The sequence below is a fragment of the Marinicella pacifica genome (assembly GCF_014636635.1).
Lineage (GTDB): Bacteria > Pseudomonadota > Gammaproteobacteria > Xanthomonadales > Marinicellaceae > Marinicella > Marinicella pacifica.
Window position 1 is genome coordinate 55,645 of the sequence record NZ_BMEO01000002.1, and the last position, 17,793, is coordinate 73,437.

Consider the following 17,793-nt stretch of genomic DNA (forward strand, 5'->3'; position numbering starts at 1 on the left):
TATGAATGCAAGCACTATTCATATCAGCCCACAAAAAAGCCGCTTTTTAAAAGCGGCTTGGGTTTGTGCCTTAAACTCATTTATTTCGTTGGATATGTGGGCCATTTAACCCCGGAAAACTGCTCTAAACAGCGCACGACCTGACAACTGTAACCAAATTCGTTGTCATACCAGCAATATAAAATCACATTATTGCCCTCCACAATGGTGGCCACCGAATCAATCACACAAGCCTGACGCGAACCGACAAAATCGGTCGACACAGCCTCCGTGGAAATGGTGTAACCAATTTGTTGTTGTAGTTTGGAATGTAAGGATTTATAGCGCAGAAACTCGTTCAGCTCATCTAAGGTAACGTCTTCGTTTAATTGTATGTTTAGCATCGCCATTGACACATTCGGGGTTGGCACCCGAATCGCGTTGCCGGTGAGTTTACCTTCGAGTTCCGGTAAAACCCGCGCCACTGCTTTGGCAGCACCCGTTGAGGTTAACACCATATTCAAAGCGGCACTGCGACCGCGGCGGTCTTTTTTATGGTAATTATCAATCAGATTCTGATCATTGGTATAGGCATGTACGGTCTCGATGTGACCGTGTTTGATGCCGTATTTATCATTTAAGCATTTTAACACCGGCACAATCGCATTGGTGGTACAGGACGCGGCACAAATGATTTCTTTGTCCGGTGTGATCTGGTCATGGTTAATGCCATAAACGATGTTCGGAATATCACCCTGAGCCGGCGCGGTTAATAACACTTTGGCGGCACCGGGACGTAAATGTCCACGCAAACCGGCCTCATCTTTCCACACACCGGTGTTATCCACAATCATGGCATCGTTGATACCGTACTCGGTGTAATCGATGTCAGACGGCGAGTTGGCATAAATAATCTGCACCTCATTGCCGTTAATCACCAGCTTATTCTGGTCATGTAAGACCCGGATGGTGCCGTGGAATTTACCGTGAACGGAGTCTTTTCTGAGCAAAGCGGCACGTTTTTCTAAGTCATTTTTCTGGCCGGTATTGCGTACCACAATCGCCCGCAGAACCAAAACATTGCCGCCACCGGTTTTGTCAATCAACAGCCGCGCCACCAGGCGTCCAATACGGCCAAAGCCATACAACACCACATCCTGCGGTTTTTCCAAAGGCTTTATATCTGAACCGATTAAATGTGCCAGCTCTTTTTTGACATAGGCATCCACATCAGACTGCTCGATGTCATCATAACTGTTGGTTTTAAAATAACGGTACACCATTTTGCCCACATCAATGTGCGCAGGCCCCAACGGCAAGGCCGCGATGGCTTTAATAAAAGGAAAGGTTTCGTATTCACTCAGCTCATTGCCCTCAACCTGACGCACAAAACGGTGCGCTTTCATCAGGTCAGTGACCGACTGGTTAATCATACTCTTACCGTACATATACAGGGATACATTACGGCGACGGTACAAACGCCCGATTAAGGGAATCATGCCTTCGGCCAGGGCTTCTCGTTCTTTCCAGTCAGCAAAAAATTCGGTGGGCAGGGGTCTGTTGTCTTCACTCATGGCGGTCAGCCTCTATCGCTTTTATGGAAACTTAACAGCAAGTTTCGATGTTAAAAATACCCCTTTGCCATAATGACTTCAGGGGGTGATTAAATCGGCGCACATTCTACCACCAAACACCCCAATCAGCCAGTTTACTCGTGCTTTTCAGTCCTTTTAAACCCTGAACCGGTCAAAAAGCCTTTCACCCATGTCACCCAGGAATCCTGATCACCAACCACTTTCTCATTCACAGGTCTATACGCCGTCCAGTAAGGCGTGTCTTCCATTAAAAACTATAGGTAATGGCCTCTAATTCATAACCAGGCATCACCGCCTTTAATCTGTTGATCAATTTCATACAAAGCATAATTTTCACCCGCTGATTCACCAAAACCAACCACCGTGGCAATAAAAATGGCCTCACTTTGCAGAATCATGTCTTCAGTCGTCAAATCCTCATCAGGAGAGCAAGCCATTACATGACCCGAAAGAAATAACCAAAAAATACTCAAATATTTATTCATAGTACAGCAAAAAAACAGTTTGGAACCAATTGTCATTAAAATGAAAATAATACCTTTATCGTCACATCTCGATAATCTGGCCGGACACACCCCTGCACCCCTCTCAAGAGGGGACTGGATTTGCTCTTTTGCTGAGATTGATCAACGCTTTAATTTACAAAGCACGTCCAAACCAGAAAAATGTTTATTTGCCTCCCCTCTTGAGAGGGGATTGAGGGGTGTGTTCAGTCAGTCTATCGATAGTTATATTTAGCTAAAATTCTAAACGGTCAAACAAAACATTTGCTTCGCCAATGAAAAGTGAGTAGAATGCGCGGCTGACTGTGGAGCGGTAGTTCAGTTGGTTAGAATACCGGCCTGTCACGCCGGGGGTCGCGGGTTCGAGTCCCGTCCGCTCCGCCAGTTCATGTCTCGCCATATTTCTTAGTTTAAATCCAAAATCAGAACGACGACCCCGGTTGATTTAAAAATTCTTGTTCTGTTTCTGTTGTTTCCCGACCCAGCGCTTTATTCCGGTGTGGATAGCGCCCGAACTGATCGATAATGGCTTTGTGCTGTTCGGCATAATCTAAACTGCTGGCATCACCCAAGGCTTTAAACAGTTCCACTGATTGCGCCTGAATGACTTTGGATTCGCTGTGCATAAACGGCATAATCAGGAATTTGGCGTGATCCTGGGGCAGTTCAAGGTAATCACAATGCCGCAGCGCTTCCTGGGACAAAACCAAAGCCATACCATCCTGGGCAAATGCCAGAGACTGATTTCTGAATAAATTTCTGGAAAACTGATCAAGAACAATGATTTCCGCCAATCGACCAGCGACCGTCTCACGCCAGTCACTGAGTTCGCCGGCCGCCGCTTGTTGCCAGCTGTCAAAAAACCGGTTTCGAATCTCATCATCAAACGTTGGGTCTTTTTTAAACCATTGCGCTGGTTTAAGACCGTACCAAAAATCTAAAACCTGCCGGGCCGCCGGGTGATTGCTTATGCTCATTGTCTGACCTTTGTTGAGTGAAACCAATATTATAGTTTATGCATGGCCTGATTTTAGGTATCATGGGGTGTTTTTTAAAGCGGACTGATTATGAGATTACTGGCCTTTTGTTTTGTTGTTTTACTGAGTGCTTGTCATTCTTTGCCAAAAAACAATCATGTACCCAATGCGATTAACGATCGCACGCTGACCAGGCCCGATCCCCATTCGATGGCCAATTTTGAGGATGTGGTGATCACCCATCTGAGCTTGGAGCTGAAAACCGATTTTGATGACAAAGAACTCAAAGGGCAGGTCATCATTCAGTATAAAAAATTAAAACCCGAAACCGAATACATGGTTCTGGACACCCGCGATTTAAAAATCCGACGGGTTTCGGCGGCCGACAGCAACCAGTCTTTGTCGTGGAAACTGGCCAGTTCACAGCCACCTTTGGGCAGCGCCTTGCAGATTAAATTACCTGAAAACAGTGCCCCCATCAAAATTGATTACCAAAGTAGGCCACAAGCCACCGGCCTGCAATGGCTGACACCTCTGCAAACCGCCACCGGCAAGCACCCGTTTTTATTCTCACAATCCCAGGCCATCCATGCCCGCAGCTGGATTCCATTACAGGACACACCGGCGGTGCGTTTTACTTACCAGGCGCAGATTGAAGTGCCCAAAGGTTTACGCGCGGTGATGAGTGCCAAAAACAGCCCCGAACTCAATCCCGAAGGTGTTTATAGTTTTGATATGCCACAGCCGATTCCTTCTTATTTGATGGCGATTGCGGTGGGCGATCTGGCCTATAAAAAAATCAGTGAACATGTGGCGATTTTCGCAGAACAACCCTTTTTAGAACCTGCGGCCTATGAATTCGCCAAAACCGAAGACATGATTGAAGCCACCGAAGAACTTTATGGTGACTATCAATGGGGCGATTATGACCTGTTGGTGTTACCACCGAGCTTTCCCTTTGGCGGCATGGAAAACCCGCGCCTGTCTTTTATTACGCCAACGGTGATTGCCGGTGACCGGTCGCTGGATTCGTTGATTGCCCATGAACTGGCACATTCCTGGTCCGGTAATTTGGTCACCAATGCCCGCTGGTGCGATTTATGGCTGAATGAGGGATTTACCTCATATATCGAAGCGCGCATCACCGAAAAAGTCCACGGCCAGGAACGCATGATTATGGAAGCGGCTTTAAACTTACAGGGTCTGCAAAAAGAAATGGCCGATTTACCGGAAGCCGAACAACGCTTGTCAACCTGCGAAGTTGAACTGGACAGTGAAGATGTGTTCAGCGGTGTGGCTTATGACAAGGGTCGCTTCTTTTTAGAATGGATGGAAAAACAAGTGGGACGGGCTGAATTTGATGCCTTTTTGAATCAATATTTTGCTGATTTTGCTTTTCAGAGCATCACCAGTAGCCAGTTCTTGACGTATTTACAGGACAATTTAATCTCAAAATATCCACAAAAATTGCCACTGGAAACGGTCAAAGAATGGATTTATGGCCCGGGCTTACCGGATGTACTTTATGTGCCGGTCACGGATCGCTTTGAAGTGATTAACGACCGTATATCCGCCTGGCAAACTGGCCGGCTTCGACTGGATGAAATAAAAACCGAAGATTGGACCACCCAGGAATGGCTGCACTTTTTACGCGCTCTACCCGAATCGCTGGATCAAAAAACCATGCAGGCACTGGATCGGGCGTTTCATTTCAGCGAAAGTCAGAACAGCGAAATTGCCCATGACTGGTTACTGCTGAGCATTCAAAACCGCTATCAGCCCGCTTATGACCGGTTAATTCGATACCTCAACAGCATCGGTCGGATGAAATTAATCGTGCCCTTATATGAGGCGATGATGAAAACCGATGATTTACAGCAATTGGGCAAACGCATTTACGCCAAGGCCCGCCCCGGTTATCACCCGCTGGCGCAACAGGCAGTGGATCCGGTGGTCAATTATAGTGAAAGTGGTCACTAAGGGATACGTTAAGTCGTCGCAGTCAGATTTCTTTTATTGGGAACGGCATTTTTATAGCGCGACACCAATAACAAAGACACCACGGCGGTACCGGCAAAACCCAGCGCAATGGGCCACAAGGTGCCGTCTAATTGCTGTGAAATGGCAATTCCCATAACCGCAGCAATCAAGGTTGAGATACTGCCGATCACCGATGCCCCCATGCCGGCCACTGCACCCAAAGGCAACATGGCAATCGCCATGACATTACCAAACACCAGGCCCACGCACATATTAATCAGGGCCACTGCTGACACAAACAGCCACAGCGGCGGCAAGCCACCATACAGCGCCATCAGCCCCAGATGCAAGCCATTAACCACCACCAACGCCAGCAAAGCAAACAAAGTCACCCGCATGGCGCCAAAGCGCATCACCACCCGAGAATTAATAAACGCGGCCAAGCCAAAAAACAAAGCCAACAATCCGAAAATGAACGGAAATTTGTCCGGCACACCATATAAGTTGGCAAAAATTTGTTCAGCGCTATTGAGGTAAGCCATAAAACCACTGAAAATGACGCCACTGACCACCCCGAACACAATCGCCAAAGGCTCTGTAACCACCTGAATAAAGGTTGTTTTTAAGCGCCCCAGCCGAAGGGGTTTTTTATGGTATTCAGCCAAAGATTCCGGTAAACGAAACCAGGCCCACAAAAGCACAACCAGCCCAAAACCTAAAAACACATAAAGAATTAAATGCCAGTGTCCCAGCCACAACAATAAACTGCCCACCGTTGGCGCAAACACCGGCACCAGAATAAAAATCAACATCACCAAGGAGGTGACTTTGGCCATTTCATCGCCTTTGAAAAAATCCCGGGTGATGGCATTTATCATAATTCTGGCCGCAGCAGCGCCCACGCCTTGTAAGCCACGGGCCAGTAAAAACACCCAATACTCATCGGCCACCAACAACCACAACGAGGCTCCGATATAAACCAATAAACCGAAAACAACCACCGGTTTACGTCCCACTGAGTCAGAAATAGGACCATAAATAATCTGCACCGAGGCAAACCCGAGCATATAAGCACTGACAATCCACTGTTGTTTATTGGCTTCATGCAAACCAAAAGAAGCCAAAATATCGGGCATCGCCGGTAATTGCAGATCAATGGTTAAAGCCCCTAAGGAACTGAGCATGGCCAGCAAGACAATCAGCTCAAAGTAGAAAATTTGTTGTTGGTTCTTTTTAAGTTTCATGGTTATTGTTGGTCGCCAATACACAACAGCCGTCACAACAGGTAACGGCTGACTTAAGTTTACATAATGAATGTGGTTAATCGCCTGACAAAATCACATCATCATAGAAAGGAATGTTGTGCTGGGCACACATGGCTTTTACTTGTTCAATCTCAATACCCGGTAATTTAACCTGACTGCCATTGGTTAAAATCAGCACTGCAAAGGCCTTACCCTGTTGTTGCCAGACTTCGGCTTTGGTGATTTCATGCCAGCTGTAATTCACCAGCGTCCGTTGGGCTTGTGAATACACGGTAAATCCGAATGGTGTGGCGAAAATACGCGGTTTTTTATTGGGAAAAAACCGCATGCGTATGTAATTCACCAACAACACCACCGGCACCAGCACCACAATCAACAGAATAATGGGTATCAGTAACAGCAGCATCAGTAAAAAAACCAACCAACCTAATGGATTGGGGCCATTGGGCACAAAACTCAGTACCCTGTTTTTGATTTCAATTTTTCTCACAATTTATGCTTTCCTTAAAATGGCTTTGGTTTCCAGGTATTCATAAAATCCGGTCTCACCGCGCTCGCGGCCATTGCCTGAATGTTTGTAGCCGCCAAAGGGTTCAGTGCCTTGCATCATGGCGCCATTGATGTGAATAACACCGGCTCTGAGGTGATTGGCAATATGATTAACCCGGTTCTCATCAGCCCCTGATACATAACCGGACAAACCGTAATCGTTGTCATTCGCCAATTCAATGGCTTCCTCATCATCTTCATAGGTCAGCACGGTCAGCACCGGACCGAATATTTCTTCTCGGGCAATCGTCATATCGTTTTCGACATCAGAAAAGGCGGTTGGTTTAACATAATAACCTTTGTTCAAACCGGCCGGTTTACCCGGTCCACCGGTAATTAATCGCGCCCCTTCGTTCAAACCTTTTTGCAGATAATCCTGAATCCGTTGCCATTGACTTTCAGACACCACCGGACCTGTAAAAGTGGTTGCACTGGTCGGATCACCCACATGAATTTTTTCCAGGGTTTTCTTGATAATGTCTTCGGCTTCCTCTTGTCTTGCTATCGGCACAAACAAACGAGAAGGTGCATTGCAATTTTGTCCGGAGTTTAAGCACAGGGCTTTGGCACCGCCGGCCACCGCTTTGGCAAATTGTTCCGTCGATAAGTCATCCAGAATAATGTTGGCTGACTTGCCACCCAGTTCCTGGGTCACGCGTTTAATACTGTTTGCCGCATCTTTGGCCACTTCAATACCCGCCCGAGTAGAACCTGTGAAAGAGACCATGGCAATGTCCGGGTGTTTAGAAATGGCCGAGCCCACGGTGGGCCCGTCACCGTGAATCATGTTCACCACACCCGCCGGCACACCGGCTTCATGCAGCACCTCCATCAAGATTTTGGCTGAAAAGGGCGCCACTTCCGATGGCTTCCACACCACTGTGTTGCCGGTGGCCAAAGTCGGTGCCAGTTTACAGGCAATCTGGTTCATGGGCCAGTTCCAGGGGGTGATTAAACCACAAACACCGATGGGCTCATAGCGCTCAGTATGGTTAGCATAGGTTTTGTCAAACTCAAAATCTTTTAAAACATTCAACGCTGTTTTTAAGTGACCATAGCCACTCTTGGCCTGATAATCACCGGCCAGCCACCCGGGTGCCCCCATTTCTTCGGTAATCGCTGCGGCGATGTCATCCTGGCGCTTTTGATAGACCTCACATATCCGCGACAGTAAATCGATACGCGTTTTTCGATTTGTTTGGGAAAAGGATTGAAACGCCGCTTGAGCAGCCTGAACCGCCGCATCCACATCTGACGGCTGACCGGCTGCGATGTGACCCGCCACTTCTTCCGTGGCTGGATTAATTACGTCGATGACATCACGATTTTCGGCTGATTGCCAATTTCCATTAATATAAAACTGTCTGTAATCCCGCATACTAAATAACCCTTTGGAATGAAAGCTGAGTTTTTTATATGGTTACAAACCACCTTTGATTCAAGCACCGGGGTTAACTGAACCCTAACAAGGCCTGCCGTAGAATGCCTGTCATGGCTTTTATCAAAAACAACCCAAGTCAAGACCCCCATGCTTTACACATAGAAGCTGATGGCTTGCGCGCGCTTTCAAAGGTGATTAAACAACACAATTTGGCCATTTGTGTACCGGATATAAAAGCCGTTAATTCACAACAATTAATTCTGGAGCGAATCCCCAACCAGTCAGCCAGTAAACAACAATGGCAACAACTGGGGGATCAGTTAGCACGCTTTCATCAGATCCCACAAAAACACTTTGGCTACCCACTTGACAATTACATTGGCTTAAACCCGCAAAAAAATGGCCTGTCAGACAACTGGGGAGATTTTTTTTACAACCAACGGCTGATGTTCCAGTGTCAGCGCATTCAAGATACTTCTGTGTCCGAAGAAATACGCCAACAACTCAAAAAACTACAACAACCCCTGATTAACTGGCTCAATCAACAAGCCGTTCAACCGGTCTTATTACATGGTGATTTATGGTCAGGCAATGTTTTATTCAGCGACAACAAGGTCTGGCTCATTGATCCCGCGGTCTACTGGGGCGATAGCGAGGCCGATATCGCCATGACCGAGTTATTCGGCGGCTTTCCTCAAGTCTTTTATCAGACCTATCAGCGACAACAACCCATGTCGACTGATTACGACTTAAAGAAAATCTGTTATAATCTCTACCATTACTTAAATCATTACAATTTATTTGGTCCGGGTTATTTGGCCGCATGCCGCAGTCATTTAAACCGGCTAACCACTGCATTGACGTAGTCTTTTTATGCAAAAAACCACACCTTTTCTGATGTTTAAAGGCCGTGCCAAAGAGGCCGTTAAACGCTACCAAAAATGCTTTGCCGATTGTCAAATCAAACACATTGATTACTTCGGCAACAAACCCAAAAACATGGCCGGATGTGTGAAATATGCTGAAATCTGTATCAACGGCCAGGACTTAATACTGATTGACTCACCGGTTGAACATGCTTTTGGTTTTACCCCGGCGATTTCATTTATGGTGGATTTTGAGCGCCCGGATAAACTTAAAAAAGCCTATCACCAGCTCAGCGCCGACGGTGAAGTGATGATGCCATTAAATGCTTATGACTTTGCCGAGCAATATGCCTGGTTTAACGACAGTTACGGCGTTTCCTGGCAGTTCAGGTATAAACCGAAATAACCATGCCCAAACAATCCAATCACGATACTTTAATGCGCCAATGGCAGTTGTTAAAAGCCCTGCCTTCAGGTGGTGCCGGAATCAGCGCCCGTCACATTACCGAATATTTAAAGGACCTGGGGTATCAAACTGACCTGCGCACCACCCAGCGAGATCTCATTAAGCTTAAAAAGGTTATGGCCATTGAATGCAACGACAAAGGCAAACCTTACGGCTGGCGCTGGCAAAAGGGCATGGGTGGCGATATACCGGCCTTAGACACCTCAGATGCGCTGACTTTGCATTTATTGGGCAACCGTTTAAAGAACCTGGTCCCAAGCAGTATGATTGACATCTTGTCGGGCCGGATTAACAAAGCCAGAAAACACCTCAAAGAACAACCCGGCGACTGGCACAACAAGGTGGGAATCAGTGAAGAAACTTTAGGTTATGTCAGCCCGAAAATTAAGGATGAGATTATTGAGTCAATAAAACAAGCCCTGATTAACGACCAACAAATTCAGGTCAAATACCATTCACTGCAGGAATCCCGCGCAAAAGATTTGCGCTTACATCCTTTGGCGCTGGTGTTAAGGGGCGTGCGGACTTATCTGATTGCCAGAACCCATGACGCTGAAGACGATACGGTGATGCCTTATGCGGTGCACCGATTTAAATCGGTCAAAGTGCTTAAACATAAAAAAACCCGGCGCAAACGGTTTAACTTAAAAACCTGCCTGGACAGTGACCTGATGCAATTCGGGGTGGCTGAACCGATTAAATTGCGACTCAAGCTGGATACGGTGATGTATAAAATCCTCAAAGAAACGCCGTTATCGAACCAACAACAACTCGAGAAAACCGAGACCGGTGGCCTGTTAACCCTGCCCATGCGTGACAGTTGGTCACTTAAATGGTGGATTTTATCCAAGTCAGAACATGTGGAAGTGCTGGAACCGGCTGCTTACCGGGAAAAAATTGGCGCACTTTTAAAGGCCGCCGCCAAAAAATATCAATAAAAAATTGACAGACTTTTAAAATCCCATTACCATGCGAAGTATGAATAAATTTAACGCACACAACCATCATCATCACGTTGTCATCAACGGGGTTGGTTAGTGTCGTAAAGAAAAACCAGATTAAAGAGCCCCGTTCACTGTAACGGGGCTTTTTTTTTGCTCAATATTTCTAAAATCGATTAAAACATGATTAACAAATTAAACACAAACCATCATCACCATCATCGTACACTGCGACGACGGTTTTGAGCGTGCTTAATTCATTTATTCAAAACCCCGTCGCCATTGGCCACGGGGTTTTTTTATTTTCGGGTCAATGGCGATAAAACAACCACCACGGAGAACTTATGACAACATTAAAAATCGCCATTCCCAAAGGCAAACTGCAGCCGGCCATCACTGAGTTATTGTCCGACATCGGCATTAAACTCTACGGGGATGTCCGCAACTACCGGCCCGGCTGTTCCGATGAACGTCTGGAAGTGAAACTGCTCAAGGGTCAGAATATTCCTTCTTTGATTGAAATTGGTCAGCACGATATTGGTTTTGCCGGGCTTGATTGGGTGGCAGAACAAGATGCCGATGTTGAAGTGATTAATAACCTCGGGTTTAATCCGGTTCGGATTGTGGCCTGTATTCCGGAAGACTGGGATGTCAAAGAACTCAAACAACGGCCCATTATTGTGGCCACTGAATACATAAATCTGGCCCGGCAATACCTTGATAACCAAGGCTTTGACTATCAACTGATTCGCTCTTATGGTGCCACTGAAGTGTTTCCGCCTGAGGATGCCGATATGGTGATTGACAACACCAGCACCGGCACCACCATCAAAACCAACCGCCTGAAAATCATCGATACCGTGTATCGCAGCTCAACGCAGTTTATTGCCAACAAGCAAACCCTGAAAAATCAGGCTAAACGGGCCATTATTGATGATATTTTGTTGCTGATGAATGGTGTTCTTAATGCCCGTGAGCGTGTATTACTGGAAATGAACTGCCCCAAAGCGGTGGTCTCAGATATTGTCAAACTGTTACCGGCGATGCGTTCGCCGACGGTCAGTGAATTGTACAACAGCGATGCCTATTCCATCCGTGCCGCGGTCCCGACAAAGTCCGCACCGGGTTTGATACCCAGACTCATTGCCGCCGGTGCCGTGGATATTTTAGAATTACCCATCCGAAAGGCCGTCTGATGGACATCGATAACAGCAATTATCGTTTTAAGCTGGACTTTAATGAGCGCAGTGACCACACACCGGCCTGGTTGTCTGAGGCCGTTGTCCGTACTGACAAGCTTTGGCGCTATCCTAACCGGACACAACTTGAGCAGGCTTTATGTAAAGATATGGACATTCCCGGTGATGCCTTGTTGCTGACCAATGGCGGCGATGAAGGCATTGATTTGCTGTTTAAATCCAGCACCATCAACAAAACGCAGTTACTTATTCCTGAACCGTGTTTTAGTCAATACAGCCACAATGCAGAAATTTGGGGCAATGATTGTCATTTTATGGCGCCAGACCCGTCTCAGCCGCTGGCTGTCAACCAAACAGCATTAGCAGAGAATCTAAAAATTAATCAATGGTTAATTATCACCCGGCCGAATAATCCAACCGGAGAATTTATTACCAAAAAACAGTTATTGACGTTAATTCAAACGGCTCAAGTCAAACAGGCGAGGGTTTTTATCGATGAGGCTTATATTGAATTTGCTTATCCTGACAAAAGTAACGAGATGTTCAGCGCCGCAGACTATGCCGCCATGGACAATGTGGTGGTGTTACGCACCTTTTCAAAAGCTTTTGGTCTGGCCGGTGTGCGGGTCGGCTATTTACTGGGTGCACCGGAATTGATTCATGAATTGAGGCGGTTAGCACCGCCTTTTAATGTTTCTCGGGTGGCTTTGCAATTGGCGGCCCAAGCCTGGCAAAACCGCAACCAGGTACTGGATTATACGGCTCAAATCGCAGCCAATCGTCGCCGTTTAAGCGATGTACTGAGTGGCTATGGCGTCGCTGTTTTTCCAAGCCAGGGCAATTTTATCCTGTTTAACACCAACAATGCCGTAAAAACCTTGCTGTTCTCGGTGCTGAAACGACAGGGTATTTTAATTAAAATCCGGCTCAACGGCCTGCCCGAAGCGGTGCGAATGACCGTGCCCTATGATTTAGAACCTTTGTTGGCGGTTCTTAAAAGCATTTACGAACCGCAATGTCTGGCCTTTGATATGGACGGCGTTTTGATTGACACCACAGACAGTTATGATCAGTGTATCATCAAAACGGTTCGGGACTTATCCGGCGCCACGGTCACCCTCAAGGACGTTCAAAGTATGCGAGACGCCGGGGGCTATAACAATGACTGGGATTTAACGCTGGCTTTGTTGCAAAACCGAGGATATACCGGTGGTTTTGAAAGGGTTAAAAGCCTTTTCCAGAAATACTATTTAGGTACAAGGCAACGGCCCGGCTTAATTCAACAGGAAACCCCGCTGATCTCAGTAAAATTTATCACCCAATTAAAACAATCATCATTCAAAACCGCCGTGGTCACCGGTCGACCGCGTGCCGAAGCCTCACTGGGCCTGCAAGCGATTAACTGGCAACCGGATAAAGTTATCAGCGCCGATGATGTCAGCCGTCAGAAACCGGATCCCGAAGGCTTACTAGCACTGAAAAACCAATCTGAAGTCACCAATGGCGGCTTTTGGTTTATCGGTGATACCGTCGATGATATGCAGGCAGGCCGCGCTGCCGGTTTTATCTGCATTGGTGTCGGTCCGAATATGACACTACTTACCGAAGCCGGTGCCGATGTGGTGCTGGATGATGTCAACCAACTGGAGTCTCTTTTATGATTACCATAAACCGCGAAACCAAAGAAACCCGCATTCAATTGAGCCTGGATATTAATGGTCCGACGGATCAAAGCAAGATTCAATCAGGACAGCCGTTTTTTGATCATATGCTGGATCAGTTGGCCACCCATGCCGGCTGGTGTCTGCAACTGGACATGAACAGCGACTGGCAGGTGGATGATCATCACGGCATCGAAGATGTGGCCATATGTCTGGGACAGGCTTTAAAACAAGCCTGGCAGGCAGCGCCGGGTAATCAACGCTACGGTCAACGCTTATTACCCATGGATGAAACCCTCACCACCTGTGCCGTGGACTTATGCGGCCGGCCTTATGCGGTTATTAACTTGCCGTTTTCTCAGGCCATGTTGGGAGGCATTAACACCGAAATGTGGTCACATTTTTATTACACGCTGGCGATCAATGCCGGCATCTGTTTGCACATCAATAATCAGTATTTTGGCAATAACCATCACCTGGTAGAAAGCAGTTTCAAAGCCCTGGCTTACGCTTTAAAAGAAGCGCTGACTCCCACGGACAAACAACGCAGTACCAAAGGTGTGTTATGAAACCGGTCATTATGATTGATTTAAATTCCGGAAATTTATTGAGTTTGGAAAACGCCCTGAGCCGTGAACACCAGCCGCTCAGCCGCATCCAACAACCCGACGCTTATGATTTTACCGGCGATGAGATTCTAGTGTTACCCGGTCAGGGTCGTTTTGGCTTTATCGCTGATCGTATGGATGCCCTGGGCTGGCGTGATTTTTTAAGTAAGTGGCTTATAAACGGCGGGCACCTGGTGGGTATTTGTGTGGGTATGCAAGTTTTATTTGAAGGCAGTGCCGAAGATCCAGATACCCGGGGTCTGGGTTTCTTTGCGGGCCGTTGTGAACGTCTTAATCACCCCAAAACACCCATGGTGGGCTGGGCCAAACTGGACAGTTATAAACTGAATATGAAAGATCAATATGCCTATTTCGTTAATTCCTATGGCGTCCCTGACTGCGAAAACAGTACAGCCAAAGTGACTTACGGAGATACGTTTTGTGCCGCGGTCCAAAAAAACCGCGTTTATGGCTTTCAGTTTCACCCCGAAAAATCAGGCCGCTTCGGCCGGGAGTTATTACAGCATGTCTGCCAGTAAACACCTATCTGATTTGACCGCAAGAATCATTCCCTGTCTGGATGTGGCCGCCGGTCGGGTGGTTAAGGGCACCAATTTCAAACAGCTTATTGACATGGGTGATCCGGTGGAACTGGCACTGAAATATGAACAACAGGGCGCCGATGAACTGGTGTTTCTGGACATTAAGGCCAGTGTTGACCATCAACCTTCTGCTTTAACCATGGTGCAGAACGTGGCCATGAACCTGTCCATTCCATTTGCGGTCGGAGGCGGTATTAAAACCATGGATGATGTCCATCGGTTTTTCAACGCCGGTGCCGATAAAGTCACTTTGAACACCATGGCCGTCACTGAACCGGATTTAATCAACCAAATCAGTCGTCAATATGGCAGTCAAAGTATTGTGGTGGCAATTGATGTGAACCGCGAAGATGGCGGTGAACTGTCGGTGTACACCCACGGGGGCAGTCAACGAACCACCCTGGATTATCACCATTGGGTTCGTGAAGTGGTGGATCGCGGCGCCGGTGAAATTCTACTCACGGCCATGCACAAAGACGGAACCGGCACCGGCTTTGACTGTGGGTTGCTGAATGAATTGGGTGCCGATTATCCGATTCAGGTGATTGCTTCAGGCGGGGCAAACGGTCCCGAGGACTTTTTACAGGCCATACAGGCGGGTGCCGATGCGGTGCTGGCTGCCGGTATTTTTCACCGCAATGAGTACACCGTAAAAGACATCAAAGATTTTCTAATCCAACACCAAATACCGATGAGGACAACCCCATGATGATTCCTTCCATTGATCTGATGAACGGCAAAGCCGTGCAACTGCAACAAGGCCAGAAAAAAGTGATTGAACGCGACGATGTGTTTGAACTGCTGGATGCGTTTTCCCTTTATGGCGAAGTGGCACTTATCGATCTCGATGCCGCCATGGGCCGGGGTGATAATCAGTTACTGATTGAACAATTACTGCAGCGAAAACCCTGTCGGGTCGGTGGTGGCATTCGTAATCTGGCCACCGCCCGACGTTATCTGGCGGCCGGTGCCAGTAAAATTATCTTAGGCACGTCAGCCACCGCGGATTGGGTGAAAGAAATACCGCGCAATGCCCTGATTTTCGCCATTGATGCCAAAGGCGATTATCTCACCACCCACGGCTGGCAACAAACCCAAAGCCAGACCGTTGCCGAGGCCATCACTGAACTGGCACCCTTTTGCGGTGAGTTTTTATACACTCAGGTGGATAAAGAGGGCATGATGCAAGGCATTGATAAAGCCCGCATTTCTGATGTCATAAAACAATCCCATGTACCGGTGACCGTGGCCGGCGGCATCAGCACCGTCGATGACCTGACCTGGATCGCGCAACAGGGCGGCAACGCCCAAATCGGTATGGCCATTTATTCCGGCGCAATCCAATTAGATGAAGCACTGCTGGCCATGGTGGACTTTAATAAAGCCGATTTAATTCCCACGGTGGTGCAGGATATTGACAGCCGGCAGGTGTTGATGATGGCTTATTCAAACCGCGAATCACTGCAACAGGCGCTGCAGCAAAAACGGGGCATTTACTATTCCCGTTCACGCCGGGAACTGTGGCGCAAAGGCGACACCAGCGGCGATACACAAATTTTGGTTCAGGTGGATGTGGATTGTGACGGCGATACCTTGTTGTTTTTGGTGAAACAAAATAACAATGCTTGCCATCTGAATCGATACAGTTGCTTTGCCAGCCAAAGATTACCTTATTCACTGGATTACCTGGATACTATTTTTAGCCGACGCATGAATGAAGCGGTGAACCCAAAAAGTTTCACCCAAAAATTGCTGCGCAGCAGCGCTTTGCAAATTGAGAAATTAGAAGAAGAATGCCGGGAACTGATTGAAGCCACATCCCAAACAGAAGTGCGTTGGGAAGCCGCTGACGTTATCTTTTTTGCACTGGCCATGGCCAAAGCCAAAGGTGTCAGTCACCGGGATATTGTTCATGAACTGAGGAGTCGAAACAATGAACGCTGATATAATGTCCATTCAAAATTACCGACGACCAATGCTGCAACAACAGGCGACCATTACCGATACCGTCCGTCAATTAATGCAGCAGGTCATGCACCATGGTGACACTGCCATCGAACAATTCAGCCGCGATATTGATGGTTTTGAACCCCGCTTTATGAGGCTCAAGGATTTTTCAGATTATAAGCTGAGCCATGGATTAAAGACCGCCATCAAAACTAGCCACCAACGCATACTGCAGTTCTGTCGTTTTCAGGCCGAAAGCCTAAAAACCGACACCTATCAGGACGACTGCGGTGAATTTACGTCTTTGTATCAGCCCATTGAACGGGTCGGTGCTTACATTCCCGGCGGCCGGTTTCCTTTGATTTCCACCGCTTTGATGACCCTCACACCGGCGCAGGTGGCCGGCTGCCCGGTGCGCATCGCCTGTTCACCGAGCGACCATCCTGCGGTTATGGCAGCCGCTTCACTGGCCGGAGCCACCGGCTTTATCAGAATTGGCGGAGCACAAGCCATCGCAGCGCTGTCTTATGGGTGGCAGGATATGGCGCCTGTTCATCTGATTGTCGGACCCGGTAATGCCTATGTGAATGAAGCCAAAGCCCAAATTCAGCATCGCACTGCCATCGACACCCTGGCCGGTCCCAGTGAACTGTTGATTTATGCCAATGATGTTCAGCACATTGACTGGCTGGTGGCCGATGCCCTGGCCCAGGCCGAACACGACCCGGCAGCGGTAAGCGTGGTGGTGAGTGAATCCGCGAAACTGCTGAATAAGATAAAACAATCCTTAGAAAATCAGGATAAATCCAAGGACTTATTCCGGCAGGGTAACATTGTGCTGCTTCACAGTGACAGTCAGTCTGCCAGCATTGAATTCATCAATAACTATGCACCGGAGCATTTACAGGTTTGTGTCGATGGCTTGAACCCAGACTTGTTCACCGCTTACGGTTCACTTTTTTTAGGTGAAAACTCGGCGGTGGCTTTTGGTGATTACTGCAGCGGACCAAACCACACTTTACCCACAGCCGGTGCGGCAAAATATTCCGGCGGCCTCAGTGTTCATCAGTTTGTTAAAGTACTGACTCGACAGCGTATCTGCAACCGTGGACGCGGGATTTTGGCGGAGATTGCCGTTGAAATGGCCCGGGCCGAAGGTTTGATTGAACACCAACGCAGTGCTGAGTTAAGACGATAGATTTCAATAAATATGGCATTGTCATAAAACTGTCATAAACGTCATCGATAATGGCTGCCATGGTCGAGGGCACGTA

The 17,793-nt window shown here is 47.6% G+C and carries 17 protein-coding genes and 1 tRNA gene; 12 read left to right on the plus strand and 6 right to left on the minus strand.

The genetic code is table 11. From position 1 onward, the window contains the following. Positions 1–80: 80 nt before the first annotated feature. Together IEV16_RS02305 and IEV16_RS02310 are read right to left on the minus strand one after the other, a co-directional pair. Positions 81–1,553 (minus strand): glyceraldehyde-3-phosphate dehydrogenase, encoded by a 1,473-nt coding sequence (locus IEV16_RS02305; RefSeq protein WP_188364063.1) that lies wholly within the window; start codon positions 1,551–1,553, stop codon positions 81–83. A gap of 296 nt (positions 1,554–1,849) precedes the next feature. Beyond that, positions 1,850–2,011 (minus strand): hypothetical protein, encoded by a 162-nt coding sequence (locus tag IEV16_RS02310; RefSeq protein WP_188364064.1) that lies wholly within the window; start codon positions 2,009–2,011, stop codon positions 1,850–1,852. A gap of 373 nt (positions 2,012–2,384) precedes the next feature. Here IEV16_RS02310 and IEV16_RS02315 point away from each other — a divergent pair. After that, positions 2,385–2,461: transfer RNA gene (locus tag IEV16_RS02315), tRNA-Asp, on the plus strand. A 38-nt stretch (positions 2,462–2,499) separates the two neighbouring features. Here the strand turns inward: IEV16_RS02315 and IEV16_RS02320 are convergent. Then, positions 2,500–3,054, minus strand: coding sequence for a DUF924 family protein (locus tag IEV16_RS02320; RefSeq protein WP_188364065.1), 555 nt, complete (start codon positions 3,052–3,054; stop codon positions 2,500–2,502). 90 nt (positions 3,055–3,144) lie between these two features. Here IEV16_RS02320 and IEV16_RS02325 point away from each other — a divergent pair, with 90 nt between their 5' ends. Further along, a complete protein-coding gene (locus tag IEV16_RS02325) occupies positions 3,145–5,034 on the plus strand; it encodes a M1 family metallopeptidase (RefSeq protein ID WP_188364066.1) in 1,890 nt (629 codons plus the stop codon). Between the two features lie 8 nt (positions 5,035–5,042). Here IEV16_RS02325 and IEV16_RS02330 read toward each other — a convergent pair whose 3' ends face one another. From IEV16_RS02330 to IEV16_RS02340, 3 genes are all read right to left on the minus strand, one after another. Continuing rightward, on the minus strand, positions 5,043–6,278 hold the full coding sequence (locus tag IEV16_RS02330) for a multidrug effflux MFS transporter (RefSeq protein WP_188364067.1): 1,236 nt from the start codon (positions 6,276–6,278) through the stop codon (positions 5,043–5,045). Between the two features lie 76 nt (positions 6,279–6,354). After that, positions 6,355–6,789, minus strand: a complete 435-nt coding sequence (locus tag IEV16_RS02335; protein ID WP_188364068.1) for a hypothetical protein — start codon at positions 6,787–6,789, stop codon at positions 6,355–6,357. Positions 6,790–6,792: 3 nt separating this feature from the next. Next, on the minus strand, positions 6,793–8,226 hold the full coding sequence (locus IEV16_RS02340) for an aldehyde dehydrogenase family protein (protein WP_188364069.1): 1,434 nt from the start codon (positions 8,224–8,226) through the stop codon (positions 6,793–6,795). 113 nt (positions 8,227–8,339) lie between these two features. Between IEV16_RS02340 and IEV16_RS02345 the strand changes: the two genes are divergently transcribed. From IEV16_RS02345 to hisD, 10 genes are all read left to right on the plus strand, one after another. Further along, positions 8,340–9,095, plus strand: coding sequence for a fructosamine kinase family protein (locus IEV16_RS02345; protein WP_188364070.1), 756 nt, complete (start codon positions 8,340–8,342; stop codon positions 9,093–9,095). Between the two features lie 7 nt (positions 9,096–9,102). Beyond that, complete coding sequence (locus IEV16_RS02350) at positions 9,103–9,501, plus strand: VOC family protein (RefSeq protein WP_188364071.1); 399 nt, start codon at positions 9,103–9,105, stop codon at positions 9,499–9,501. Between the two features lie 2 nt (positions 9,502–9,503). Then, positions 9,504–10,499, plus strand: a complete 996-nt coding sequence (locus tag IEV16_RS02355) for a helix-turn-helix transcriptional regulator (RefSeq protein ID WP_188364072.1) — start codon at positions 9,504–9,506, stop codon at positions 10,497–10,499. 347 nt (positions 10,500–10,846) lie between these two features. After that, positions 10,847–11,698: an ATP phosphoribosyltransferase gene (gene hisG / locus IEV16_RS02360; RefSeq protein ID WP_188364073.1), complete on the plus strand. Its 852-nt coding sequence runs from the start codon at positions 10,847–10,849 to the stop codon at positions 11,696–11,698. Further along, entirely contained in the window at positions 11,698–13,362 is a 1,665-nt protein-coding gene (locus tag IEV16_RS02365) for an aminotransferase class I/II-fold pyridoxal phosphate-dependent enzyme (RefSeq protein WP_188364074.1), read from the plus strand. Before hisG ends, IEV16_RS02365 begins: the two co-directional genes overlap by 1 nt. Next, positions 13,359–13,931 (plus strand): imidazoleglycerol-phosphate dehydratase, encoded by a 573-nt coding sequence (locus tag IEV16_RS02370; RefSeq protein ID WP_188364075.1) that lies wholly within the window; start codon positions 13,359–13,361, stop codon positions 13,929–13,931. The genes IEV16_RS02365 and IEV16_RS02370 overlap by 4 nt, the downstream gene beginning before the upstream one ends. Then, positions 13,928–14,509 (plus strand): imidazole glycerol phosphate synthase subunit HisH, encoded by a 582-nt coding sequence (hisH, locus tag IEV16_RS02375; RefSeq protein ID WP_188364076.1) that lies wholly within the window; start codon positions 13,928–13,930, stop codon positions 14,507–14,509. The genes IEV16_RS02370 and hisH overlap by 4 nt, the downstream gene beginning before the upstream one ends. Then, positions 14,496–15,281 carry an imidazole glycerol phosphate synthase subunit HisF gene (gene hisF / locus IEV16_RS02380; protein ID WP_188364077.1) on the plus strand — a complete coding sequence of 262 codons (786 nt, stop codon included), beginning with the start codon at positions 14,496–14,498 and terminating at the stop codon, positions 15,279–15,281. The genes hisH and hisF overlap by 14 nt, the downstream gene beginning before the upstream one ends. After that, positions 15,278–16,516, plus strand: a complete 1,239-nt coding sequence (gene hisI, locus IEV16_RS02385) for a phosphoribosyl-AMP cyclohydrolase (RefSeq protein ID WP_188364078.1) — start codon at positions 15,278–15,280, stop codon at positions 16,514–16,516. The genes hisF and hisI overlap by 4 nt, the downstream gene beginning before the upstream one ends. Then, positions 16,506–17,717: a histidinol dehydrogenase gene (gene hisD, locus IEV16_RS02390; protein WP_188364079.1), complete on the plus strand. Its 1,212-nt coding sequence runs from the start codon at positions 16,506–16,508 to the stop codon at positions 17,715–17,717. The genes hisI and hisD overlap by 11 nt, the downstream gene beginning before the upstream one ends. The last annotated feature ends 76 nt before the right edge of the window (positions 17,718–17,793 follow it).